This is a genomic window from Streptomyces mutabilis, from assembly GCF_046628145.1.
Lineage (GTDB): Bacteria > Actinomycetota > Actinomycetes > Streptomycetales > Streptomycetaceae > Streptomyces > Streptomyces mutabilis.
Genome location: NZ_CP176874.1, coordinates 4,624,479 through 4,636,250, shown reverse-complemented (window position 1 = coordinate 4,636,250; position 11,772 = coordinate 4,624,479). Strand labels below are relative to the sequence as shown.

At 67.1% G+C, this 11,772-nt stretch carries 6 protein-coding genes; 1 reads left to right on the top strand and 5 read right to left on the bottom strand.

All coding sequences use genetic code 11. The features are described 5' to 3' along the window. Positions 1 to 89: 89 nt before the first annotated feature. A complete protein-coding gene (locus tag ACLIN4_RS20930; RefSeq protein WP_179342530.1) occupies positions 90 to 1,394 on the top strand; it encodes a glycosyltransferase family 39 protein in 1,305 nt (434 codons plus the stop codon). 75 nt (positions 1,395 to 1,469) lie between these two features. Here ACLIN4_RS20930 and ACLIN4_RS20925 read toward each other — a convergent pair whose 3' ends face one another. The 5 genes from ACLIN4_RS20925 to ACLIN4_RS20905 form a co-directional block, all read right to left on the bottom strand. After that, complete coding sequence (locus ACLIN4_RS20925) at positions 1,470 to 5,369, bottom strand: DNA-directed RNA polymerase subunit beta' (RefSeq protein WP_100044826.1); 3,900 nt, start codon at positions 5,367 to 5,369, stop codon at positions 1,470 to 1,472. A gap of 110 nt (positions 5,370 to 5,479) precedes the next feature. Continuing rightward, on the bottom strand, positions 5,480 to 8,965 hold the full coding sequence (gene rpoB, locus ACLIN4_RS20920; protein ID WP_043381080.1) for a DNA-directed RNA polymerase subunit beta: 3,486 nt from the start codon (positions 8,963 to 8,965) through the stop codon (positions 5,480 to 5,482). Positions 8,966 to 9,553: 588 nt separating this feature from the next. Next, complete coding sequence (gene rplL, locus ACLIN4_RS20915; RefSeq protein ID WP_100044827.1) at positions 9,554 to 9,943, bottom strand: 50S ribosomal protein L7/L12; 390 nt, start codon at positions 9,941 to 9,943, stop codon at positions 9,554 to 9,556. A gap of 115 nt (positions 9,944 to 10,058) precedes the next feature. Next, on the bottom strand, positions 10,059 to 10,589 hold the full coding sequence (gene rplJ / locus ACLIN4_RS20910) for a 50S ribosomal protein L10 (protein ID WP_019329679.1): 531 nt from the start codon (positions 10,587 to 10,589) through the stop codon (positions 10,059 to 10,061). A gap of 314 nt (positions 10,590 to 10,903) precedes the next feature. Beyond that, positions 10,904 to 11,752, bottom strand: coding sequence for a DUF1396 domain-containing protein (locus ACLIN4_RS20905; RefSeq protein WP_107478457.1), 849 nt, complete (start codon positions 11,750 to 11,752; stop codon positions 10,904 to 10,906). Positions 11,753 to 11,772 lie beyond the last annotated feature (20 nt).

The window sequence follows — 11,772 nt, the reverse complement described above, 5'->3', positions numbered from 1 at the left end:
CCCCCGAACACTGAGCACAGATGTGCGACTCTTGTGCGATCTTATGGCAGCAATTGACGCTTGAGGGCGGACCGAGGGGGATGACAGCCATGGACACGGCTGCCGACGACACGGTGACCGACGGGTCGCGCGGCGCCCGGGAAGGGCTGCCCGACGACTCCCGCAAGGAGCGCCCTCCGCGCGACCTGCGGACCTGGCTCCCGCCCCTGCCGGACGCCGCCCGCCCCTACCTGCCCGCGCTCGCCCTGTACGCCGTCACGAAGCTCGTCGGCCTCGCGGTGTTCGCCTCCCTGCTGGAGTACGCCGGGGACTACAAGGGCAAGAACCCGCGCTTCGGCGGCGGTGCCCACTGGTGGGACGTCCTGGCCACCTGGGACGGGTGGTGGTACCTCCAGGTCGCCGAACACGGCTACAGCCCCTCCCTGGTGCGGCTCGGCGGCGACGGCCTCTTCACGGTCCAGCAGAACTCGGTCGCCTTCTTCCCGCTCTACCCGGCGCTGATCCGCATGGTCTCGGAGACCACGGGCCTCGGCCTGTACGGCTCGGGCATCCTCGTCTCCGTCGTCTTCTCGTTCGTCGCCGCCGCGGGCATCTTCGCCGTGGTCCGCCTGATCGCCGGGGCCCGCGCCGGCACCGTCGCCGCCGGGCTGTGGGCCGTCGCTCCCGGGGCCGGCGTCGAGTGGGCGGTCTACTCCGAGTCCCTGTTCGTCGCCATCGCCGCCTGGGCCTGCTACGCCGTGATGACCAAGCGCTGGGTCGCGGCGGGCCTGCTCGCCTTCACCGCGGGACTGAACCGCCCCACCTCCGCCGTCCTCATCGGCGCCGTGGGGCTCGCCGCGCTGGTGACCGTCGCGCGCCCGTCCGGCCGGCGCGAGCACGGGGTACGGGGCCCGGTCTACGCCATGGTCGTGGCGCCCCTGGGCCTGCTCGGCTACATCGCCTGGGTCGGCTACAGCACCGGCGAGGCCACCGCGTACTTCACCCTCCAGCGCGAGGGCTGGGCGCACTTCTTCGACTACGGCGCCTACACCCTGGACGTGCTGCGCAACCTCGCGGTGGGCAAGGGCGACTACGTCTTCGCCTTCTCCACCCCTGACCTGCTCTCCCTCCAGCTGGTCCTGGCGCTGCCCTTCCTCATCGCCCTGATGCTGCGCAAGAAGCCCCCGCTGGTCCTGGTCGCGTACACCCTGGCGACGATCATCACGGTCCTGGGCACCCAGCAGATGTTCGGCAACACCATGCGCTACCTGCTGCCGGCCTTCCCGCTGCTCCTGGCCCCGGCCGCGGCCCTGGCCCGCCTCAAGCTCCCGAGCCTGGCGGTCTTCTTCACCACGGCCGCGCTCGCCTCCGGCTGGTACGCGCACTACGTCATCTTCGAGCTGGGCGTGCCGTAGACCCGTCCCGCACACACGCCGAAGGGCGGCCACCCACTCGGGGTGACCGCCCTTCGGTCGTATCAAGCTGCTCGCTTACTGGTTGTACGGACCGTAGTCGTAGTCCTCCAGCGGAACGGCCTGGCCGGAGCCCGTGCCGAACGGCGAGTAGTCGATGTCGTCGTAGCCGACGGCCGAGTACATCGCGGCCTTGGCCTCCTCGGTCGGCTCGACCCGGATGTTGCGGTAGCGGGACAGGCCCGTACCGGCCGGGATGAGCTTACCGATGATGACGTTCTCCTTGAGGCCGATGAGGCTGTCGGACTTGGCGTTGATCGCCGCGTCCGTCAGGACTCGGGTCGTCTCCTGGAAGGAGGCGGCCGACAGCCAGGATTCCGTCGCCAGCGAGGCCTTGGTGATACCCATCAGCTGCGGACGACCGGAGGCCGGGTGACCGCCCTCCTGGACCACACGACGGTTCTCGGTCTCGAACTTCGACCGCTCGACCAGCTCGCCGGGCAGCAGCTCGGCGTCGCCGGACTCGATGATCGTCACGCGGCGCAGCATCTGCCGGATGATGATCTCGATGTGCTTGTCGTGGATCGACACGCCCTGCGAGTTGTAGACCTTCTGGACCTCGCCGACCAGGTGGACCTGGACGGCACGCTGACCCAGGATGCGCAGCACGTCGTGCGGGTTGGTAGCACCCACGGTGAGCTTCTGGCCCACCTCGACGTGGTCGCCCTCGGAGACCAGCAGACGGGCACGCTTCGAGATCGGGAACGCCGTCTCGTCGCTGCCGTCGTCCGGGGTGACGACGATCTTCTTGGTCTTCTCGGTCTCCTCGATCCGGACGCGGCCGGAGGCCTCGGAGATCGGGGCGACACCCTTCGGGGTACGGGCCTCGAAGAGCTCGACGACACGCGGCAGACCCTGGGTGATGTCGTCACCGGCCACACCACCGGTGTGGAAGGTACGCATCGTCAGCTGGGTACCGGGCTCACCGATGGACTGGGCGGCGATGATGCCGACCGCCTCACCGATGTCGACCAGCTTGCCGGTGGCCAGCGAGCGGCCGTAGCACATGGCGCAGGTGCCGACCTGGGACTCGCAGGTCAGGATCGAGCGGGTCTTGACCTCCTCGACACCGTGGCGCACCAGCTGGTCGATGAGCACGTCACCGAGGTCGACGTTGGCCGGCGCGATGACCTTGCCGTCGATGACGACGTCCTCGGCGAGCATGCGGGCGTAGACGCTGGTCTCGACGTCGTCCGTCTTGCGCAGGACGCCGTCGGCGCCGCGCTCGGCGATCCGCAGCCGCAGACCGCGCTCGGTGCCGCAGTCCTCCTCGCGAATGATGACGTCCTGGGAGACGTCGACCAGACGACGCGTGAGGTAACCCGAGTCGGCGGTACGCAGAGCGGTGTCCGCCAGACCCTTACGGGCACCGTGCGTGGAGATGAAGTACTCCAGCACGGACAGACCCTCACGGAACGACGCCTTGATCGGACGCGGGATCGTCTCGTTCTTCGCGTTCGACACCAGACCACGCATACCGGCGATCTGACGCATCTGCATCATGTTGCCTCGTGCACCCGAGTTCACCATCATGAAGATCGGGTTGGTCTTCGGGAAGTTGTCGTTCATCGCCTCGGCGACCTCGTTGGTCGCCTTGGTCCAGATCGCGATGAGCTCCTGCGTGCGCTCGTCCTTGGTGATCAGACCGCGCTCGTACTGCTTCTGGACCTTCTCGTCCTGCGCCTCGTAGCCGCGGACGATCTCCTTCTTCGCCTCGGGAACGACGACGTCGGAGATGGCCACGGTCACGCCGGAACGGGTGGCCCAGAAGAAGCCGGCCGCCTTCAGGTTGTCGAGCGTCGCCGCCACGATGACCTTCGGGTAGCGCTCGGCAAGGTCGTTGACGATCTCGGAGAGCTGCTTCTTGCCGACCTCGTAGTCGACGAAGGGGTAGTCCTCGGGCAGCAGCTCGTTGAAGAGCGCGCGGCCCAGCGTGGTCTTCAGGGTGAAGGTGTCACCCTGCTGCCACTCCGGCTCACCCTCCTCGCGGGCCGGGGGCTCCCAGCCGCGGGGCGGGATGGTGCCCACCGGGAAGCGGATGTCGACCTTCGACTGGAGCGACAGGTCGCCCGCGTCGAACGCCATGATCGCCTCGGCGGCGGAGCCGAAGGCACGGCCCTCGCCCTTGAGGTCGCGGCCCTCGCCGTCGGTGGTGAGGAAGAACAGACCGAGGACCATGTCCTGGGTCGGCATCGTCACCGGACGGCCGTCGGCCGGCTTGAGGATGTTGTTCGAGGACAGCATCAGGATGCGGGCCTCGGCCTGCGCCTCCGCGGAGAGCGGCAGGTGGACGGCCATCTGGTCACCGTCGAAGTCCGCGTTGAACGCGGTGCAGACGAGCGGGTGGATCTGGATAGCCTTGCCCTCGACCAGCTGCGGCTCGAAGGCCTGGATGCCGAGGCGGTGCAGCGTGGGCGCACGGTTCAGCAGAACCGGGTGCTCCGCGATGACCTCTTCCAGCACGTCGTACACGACCGTGCGGCCGCGCTCGACCATGCGCTTGGCGCTCTTGATGTTCTGCGCGTGGTTCAGGTCGACCAGGCGCTTCATCACGAACGGCTTGAAGAGCTCCAGCGCCATGGCCTTGGGCAGACCGCACTGGTGCAGCTTCAGCTGCGGGCCGACGACGATGACGGAACGCGCGGAGTAGTCCACACGCTTACCGAGCAGGTTCTGACGGAAACGACCCTGCTTGCCCTTGAGCATGTCGCTCAGGGACTTCAGCGGGCGGTTGCCCGGACCGGTCACCGGGCGACCACGACGACCGTTGTCGAAGAGGGCGTCCACGGCCTCCTGGAGCATGCGCTTCTCGTTGTTCACGATGATCTCGGGCGCGCCGAGGTCGAGAAGCCGCTTCAGGCGGTTGTTGCGGTTGATCACGCGGCGGTACAGGTCGTTCAGGTCGGAGGTCGCGAAGCGGCCACCGTCCAGCTGCACCATCGGACGCAGGTCCGGCGGGATGACCGGCACGCAGTCCAGCACCATGCCCTTGGGGCTGTTGCTGGTCTGCAGGAACGCGGAGACGACCTTGAGGCGCTTGAGCGCACGGGTCTTCTTCTGGCCCTTGCCGGTGCGGATGATCTCGCGGAGGCGCTCGGCCTCCTCGTCGAGGTCGAAGGACTCCAGGCGCTTCTGCAGCGCGGCGGCGCCCATCGAGCCGTCGAAGTAGGTGCCGAAGCGGTCGCGCAGCTCGCGGTAGAGCAGCTCGTCGCCCTCCAGGTCCTGGACCTTGAGGTTCTTGAACCGGTTCCACACCTCGTCGAGGCGGTCGATCTCGCGCTGCGCACGGTCGCGCAGCTGCTTCATCTCACGCTCGGCACCCTCGCGCACCTTGCGGCGCACGTCGGCCTTGGCGCCCTCGGCCTCCAGCTCGGCGAGGTCCGTCTCGAGCTTCTTGGCGCGGGCTTCCAGGTCGGCGTCGCGACGGTTCTCGATCTGCTGGCGCTCGACGGAGACGTGGGCCTCCAGCGACGGCAGGTCGCGGGTGCGGCGCTCCTCGTCCACGTACGTGATCATGTACGCGGCGAAGTAGATGACCTTCTCGAGGTCCTTCGGGGCGAGGTCGAGCAGGTAACCCAGCCGCGACGGAACGCCCTTGAAGTACCAGATGTGGGTGACGGGAGCGGCCAGCTCGATGTGGCCCATCCGCTCACGGCGCACCTTGGCGCGCGTGACCTCGACGCCACAGCGCTCACAGATGATGCCCTTGAAGCGGACGCGCTTGTACTTGCCGCAGTAGCACTCCCAGTCCCGGGTCGGACCGAAGATCTTCTCGCAGAAGAGTCCGTCCTTTTCGGGCTTGAGGGTGCGGTAGTTGATGGTCTCGGGCTTCTTGACCTCGCCGTGGCTCCACTGACGGATGTCGTCAGCGGTGGCCAGACCGATCCGGAGCTCGTCGAAGAAGTTGACGTCGAGCACTATGCGTCAATCCCTCTCAGGGTTGTAAGTCTTGGGGTCTGATACGGGGGTCCTGGGGCCGGCCGGAGGCTCAGGGATCTTCATCGCTGAACCTCCGGACCGGACTCCCGTCAGACCTCTTCGACGCTGCTCGGCTCGCGCCGGGACAGGTCGATGCCGAGCTCCTCCGCTGCGCGGAAGACGTCCTCGTCGGTGTCACGCATCTCGATGGACATACCGTCGCTGGACAGCACCTCCACGTTGAGGCACAGGGACTGCATCTCCTTGATGAGCACCTTGAAGGACTCGGGGATGCCGGGCTCAGGGATGTTCTCGCCCTTGACGATGGCCTCGTAGACCTTCACGCGGCCGGTCACGTCGTCGGACTTGATGGTCAGCAGCTCCTGGAGGGCGTAGGCCGCTCCGTACGCCTCGAGTGCCCACACCTCCATCTCGCCGAACCGCTGGCCACCGAACTGGGCCTTACCACCCAGCGGCTGCTGGGTGATCATCGAGTACGGGCCGGTCGACCGGGCGTGCAGCTTGTCGTCGACCAGGTGGTGCAGCTTGAGGATGTACATGTACCCGACCGAGATCGGGTCCGGGAACGGCTCACCGCTGCGGCCGTCGAACAGCCGGGCCTTGCCGGACGGGAGCACCATGCGCTCGCCGTCGCGGTTCGGGATGGTGTGCTCCAGCAGACCGGCGAGCTCGTCCTCACGCGCACCGTCGAAGACCGGCGTGGCCACGTTGGTACGCGGCTCCACCTTGTCGGCGCCGATGTTCTGGAGGCGCTGCGCCCACTCGTCCGCGAGACCGGAGACGTCCCAGCCCTGGCTGGCGAGCCAGCCGAGGTGGATCTCCAGGACCTGTCCCGGGTTCATTCGGGACGGGACACCCAGCGGGTTGAGGATGATGTCGACCGGCGTGCCGTCCTCCAGGAACGGCATGTCCTCGATCGGGTTGATCTTGGAGATGACGCCCTTGTTGCCGTGACGGCCGGCGAGCTTGTCACCGTCGGTGATCTTGCGCTTCTGCGCGACGTAGACGCGGACCAGCTGGTTCACGCCCGGCGGCAGCTCGTCGCCCTCTTCGCGGTCGAAGACGCGGACGCCGATGACCTTGCCGATCTCACCGTGCGGCACCTTCAGGGAGGTGTCGCGGACCTCGCGCGCCTTCTCACCGAAGATCGCGCGGAGCAGGCGCTCCTCCGGGGTCAGCTCGGTCTCACCCTTGGGCGTGACCTTGCCGACGAGGATGTCGCCGGCGACGACCTCGGCACCGATGCGGATGATGCCGCGCTCGTCGAGGTCGGCGAGGACCTCCTCGGAGACGTTCGGGATGTCCCGGGTGATCTCCTCGGGGCCGAGCTTGGTGTCACGGGCGTCGACCTCGTGCTCCTCGATGTGGATCGAGGAGAGGACGTCGTCCTGCACGAGGCGCTGCGACAGGATGATCGCGTCCTCGTAGTTGTGACCCTCCCACGGCATGAAGGCGACCAGCAGGTTCTTGCCGAGCGCCATCTCGCCGTTCTCGGTGGCCGGACCGTCGGCGAGGACCTGGCCCTCGATGACGCGGTCGCCCTCGGAGACGATGACCTTCTGGTTGACCGAGGTGCCCTGGTTGGACCGGGAGAACTTGGCCAGGCGGTACGTGATGTACGTGCCGTCGTCGTTGGTGGTGGTGATGTAGTCCGCGGAGACCTCCTGGACCACACCCGCCTTCTCGGCCTTGACCACGTCGCCGGCGTCGGCGGCGGAGCGGTACTCCATGCCGGTGCCGACCAGCGGGGACTCGCTCTTGATGAGCGGCACCGCCTGACGCATCATGTTCGCGCCCATGAGGGCACGGTTGGCGTCGTCGTGCTCGAGGAACGGGATCATGGCGGTCGCGACCGACACCATCTGGCGCGGCGAGACGTCCATGTAGTCGACGTCGTCACCGGGGACGTAGTCGACCTCGCCGCCACGACGGCGGACCAGGACGCGGGCCTCGGCGAACCGCATGTCGTCGTTGAGCGTGGCGTTGGCCTGCGCGATGACGAAGCGGTCCTCCTCGTCGGCGGTCAGGTAGTCCACCTCGTCGGTGACCTGGCCGTCGACGACCTTGCGGTACGGCGTCTCGATGAAACCGAACGGGTTGATCCGGCCGTACGAGGCGAGCGAGCCGATCAGACCGATGTTCGGGCCTTCGGGCGTCTCGATCGGGCACATGCGGCCGTAGTGCGACGGGTGGACGTCACGGACCTCGAAGCCGGCCCGCTCACGGGAGAGACCACCCGGGCCGAGGGCGTTCAGACGACGCTTGTGCGTCAGCCCCGACAGCGGGTTGTTCTGGTCCATGAACTGGGACAGCTGGCTGGTGCCGAAAAACTCCTTGATGGAGGCGACGACCGGCCGGATGTTGATCAGGGTCTGCGGCGTGATCGCCTCGACGTCCTGGGTGGTCATGCGCTCGCGCACGACACGCTCCATACGGGCGAGACCCGTACGGACCTGGTTCTGGATCAGCTCGCCGACGTTGCGGATGCGGCGGTTGCCGAAGTGGTCGATGTCGTCGGTCTCGACGACGATCTCCCGGCCCGACTCGCCGACCGTCTCGGTCTCACCGGCGTGCAGCTTCACCAGGTACTTGATGGTGGCGATGATGTCGTCGGTGGTCAGAACGCCGGCGTCCAGGGGCTCGTCGGCGCCGAGCTTCTTGTTGACCTTGTAGCGGCCGACCTTGGCGAGGTCGTAGCGCTTCGGGTTGAAGTACAGGTTCTCAAGAAGCGTCTGCGCGGCCTCACGCGTGGGGGGCTCGCCCGGACGCAGCTTGCGGTAGATGTCGAGCAGCGCGTCGTCCTGGCCCTGGGTGTGGTCCTTCTCCAGGGTGGCGCGCATGGACTCGTACTCGCCGAACTCCTCGAGGATCTGCTCGGTGGTCCACCCGAGCGCCTTGAGCAGGACGGTCACGGACTGCTTGCGCTTGCGGTCGATGCGGACACCGACCATGTCGCGCTTGTCGATCTCCATCTCCAGCCAGGCACCCCGGGACGGGATGATCTTGGCGGAGAAGATGTCCTTGTCGGACGTCTTGTCGATCGAGGAGTCGAAGTAGACGCCCGGCGAACGGACGAGCTGCGACACGACGACACGCTCGGTGCCGTTGATGACGAAAGTGCCCTTGTTGGTCATGAGCGGGAAGTCGCCCATGAAGACCGTCTGGGACTTGATCTCGCCGGTCTCGTTGTTGGTGAACTCGGCGGTGACGAAGAGCGGGGCCGCGTACGTGAAGTCACGGTCCTTGCACTCGTCGATGCTGTTCTTGGGGGGCTCGAAGCGGTGGTCGCGGAACGTCAGCGACATCGACCCGGAGAAGTCCTCGATCGGCGAGATCTCCTCGAAGATCTCTTCCAGACCGGACTTGGTGGGGACGTCCTGACCGGACTCCAGAGCCGACTCGACGCGAGCCTTCCAGGCGTCGTTGCCGAGGAGCCAGTCGAAGCTCTCGGTTTGCAGCGCGAGAAGGTTCGGAACCTCGAGGGGCTCCTTGATCTTTGCAAAGGAGATGCGCAGCGGGGCGGTGCTGGCAGCGTTGTTCGTATTCGCGGTCGAGGCATTGCGCGAGGCGGCCAAGAGGGGGTCCTTCCGAGGGCTCGGACTCACTACGCGCGTACCGGCCCCTCTTCCTCACACGAAGACAGGGGGTGCCTTTTGTGGCTGAAGAGCCAGGTCAGGCATGCTCTGGTCGTCAGTGCTCGGGCGAGGGCAGACCCCTGGTGACGGGCAGGGGGCAGCTAACAGGCAGCGCAAAGGGTCAGTGTAGCCACTTGGCACACTGATGTCCAGTGCGGTTCTCGGGGACCGTGTTCGCTCCTCGTTGTTCTCACCACCTGTGCGGCAAGGCCTCGCCCTCAACGCACCCAGATACTGCCCTCTTCGCCGTCGATCCATGCCTCGGATTCGGATCCTTTGACGACGCCCTGAGAATTGCGCGCTGCGTGCGGTTCGTCAAGGCCCCCCTTGGCCCGAACCGGTTGCCTCCAGCGGCTCTCAGGGCCCCGGAGACGGCACGACGAAGATCACCATACTCTTCGCCGCGACGCGCGCAAGGCAGCCACCGCCGGACCCCCGGCACGCCGAAGAGCGACCACCCGGATGGATGATCGCTCTTCGGTGCTACGGCGTTACAGACCCTGACGGATCCGTGGTGCCGGTGCGGTCTTACTTGACCTCGACGGAGGCGCCGGCGCCCTTGAGGGACTCGGCGGCCTTGTCAGCGGCCTCCTTGTTGACCTTCTCGAGGACCGGCTTCGGGGTGCCGTCGACGAGGTCCTTGGCCTCCTTCAGACCCAGGGAGGTCAGCTCACGCACGACCTTGATGACCTGGATCTTCTTGTCACCGGCGCCGGTGAGGATGACGTCGAACTCGTCCTTCTCCTCGGCGGCCTCGGCGGCGCCGCCACCAGCGGCACCACCGGCGACGACGACCGGCGCGGCAGCGGCGGCGGTGACGTCGAACTTCTCCTCGAAGGCCTTCACGAACTCGGAGAGCTCGATGAGGGTCATCTCCTCGAACTGGGCGAGGAGGTCTTCCTGGCTGAGCTTCGCCATGATGGCGGTCCTTCCACTAATTCGGCAGGTGCCGGGTGTACGGGGTGAGGCGGGCGTACGTCGGGCCCGCTGCGACCCGTGCCGCTAGGCGGCGTGGGTCAGAAAGCGAGCCGAATTACTCGGCACCGCCCTGCTCGTCCTGCTTGGCACGGAGCGCGTCCACGGTGCGGACGAGCTTCGACGGCAGCGCCTGGAAGACAGAGGCAGCCTGCGACTGCTTGCCCTTCATGGCACCGGCCAGCTTGGAGAGCAGAACCTCGCGGGACTCGAGGTCCGCAAGCTTCTTGATCTCGTCGGCGGACAGCGCCTTGCCGTCAAGGACACCGCCCTTGATGACGAGGTTCGGGTTTTCCTTGGCGAAGTCGCGCAGACCCTTCGCCGACTCCACCGGGTCACCGGTGACGAAGGCGACGGCCGTCGGACCAGCGAAGAGCTGGTCGTCGAGCGTGATCCCGGCCTCGTTGGCCGCAATCTTGGTCAGCGTGTTCTTCACCACGGCGTACTGGGCGTTCTCACCGAGCGACCGGCGCAGCGTCTTGAGCTGCGCCACGGTGAGACCGCGGTACTCGGTCAGCACGGCGGCGTTGGAGCTGCGGAACTTGTCCGTCAGCTCGGCAACCGCGGCAGCCTTTTCGGGCGTCGCCATAGAGCCTCGGCCTCCTTCCGGGTGATTCGGACCGCGCGGACCCGAAGGAGGACTGGGGAAACGAAACGCCCCGGCGCAGGCGCACGGGGCGTGACTCGACCGGTCGGCATCCGCACGGGGCGGGCACTCCGGGAGTTCATCCACAGTCACCTGCGCGGGTCGTCCGCAGTTCAGCGGATCCTTCGGCCACCGTGACTCTCGCGAGCACACGGCAACGACCAGCGGTCTTTGGCTTCGTCGAAGAGCGTACGTGAACGGGTCAGTGTCAAGCAAATCCGCCCGTACGGCGACCCGGGCGACGGGCCGCCGGCGGCTCAGCCCTGCTGGGCCTCCTGCATCATCTCGGCCAGGTCGACCGTGTCCTTCGCCGGCGGCGCGGCGACCTTCACGGGCTCGTTGATCCCGAGGAAGGTGATGGTCATGTCCAGCGGGCCCTTGTCGGCGTCGCCCCGCATCCGGAACTGCTTGGTCTGGTCGTCGCCGTCGACCCACATGTCCATCGTGAGCTTGTCGACGCCCATCTTCTCGTACTGCTCGAGGCTCTTCTGCCGCTTCTCCTGGGTCGCCTTGTCCTCGCCCTCGAGGGACTTCTCCAGGTCGGCGAGGGTGACGGTGCCCTTGTAGTGGGTGGTCTCGACACCTTCGACGGTCTCGGTGCCGACCTTCTCCACGTCCTTGGCGCCGGTGAGGAAGGTGGACTCCGTCGCCGGGTTCTTGTCGGCCTGGGAGGCTCCGCCCAGCTGGTTCAGCTCGTCGCCGGCGCCCATCGCGGCCAGGTCGAACTTGATCCAGCTCTTGCCGTCCATCTCCTTGGCCGCCGCGGCTCCGCCGCCGAGGTACATGGCCTTGTCGACGATCCGGATCTCCGCCTTGGCGTCGGCGCCCTGGTCGAGTGCGGTCATCTTCATGCTCATCGCGAGCGTGGGCTTGATCTGCATCTGGGCCTCGGCCTCGACCCGGCCCTCCTCGGGGGCCCGCCCCGTCATCCGGTAGCGGAGGGAGTCGATCTCCTCCGTGTTCTTGGCCGCCTTGGCGACGGCCGCCGCCGGCGTCATCTTCGGGGACTCTGCCGCCTCGTCCCCCTTGGAACAGCCGACCGCGCCGGCGGCGAGCAGCAGTGCGGCCAGTCCGGCGCCGACGGGCATGCGTACGGAAGTCTTCATGCGTTCCCCCCACGGGAATC

Excerpts from the sequence above, each read along its gene's own strand:
- ACLIN4_RS20905 (WP_107478457.1), bottom strand. The coding sequence starts at position 11,752 with ATGAAGACTTCCGTACGCATGCCCGTCGGCGCCGGACTGGCCGCACTG.
- ACLIN4_RS20930 (WP_179342530.1), top strand. The coding sequence starts at position 90 with ATGGACACGGCTGCCGACGACACGGTGACCGACGGGTCGCGCGGCGCC.
- rplJ (WP_019329679.1), bottom strand. The coding sequence starts at position 10,589 with ATGGCGACGCCCGAAAAGGCTGCCGCGGTTGCCGAGCTGACGGACAAG.
- rplL (WP_100044827.1), bottom strand. The coding sequence starts at position 9,943 with ATGGCGAAGCTCAGCCAGGAAGACCTCCTCGCCCAGTTCGAGGAGATG.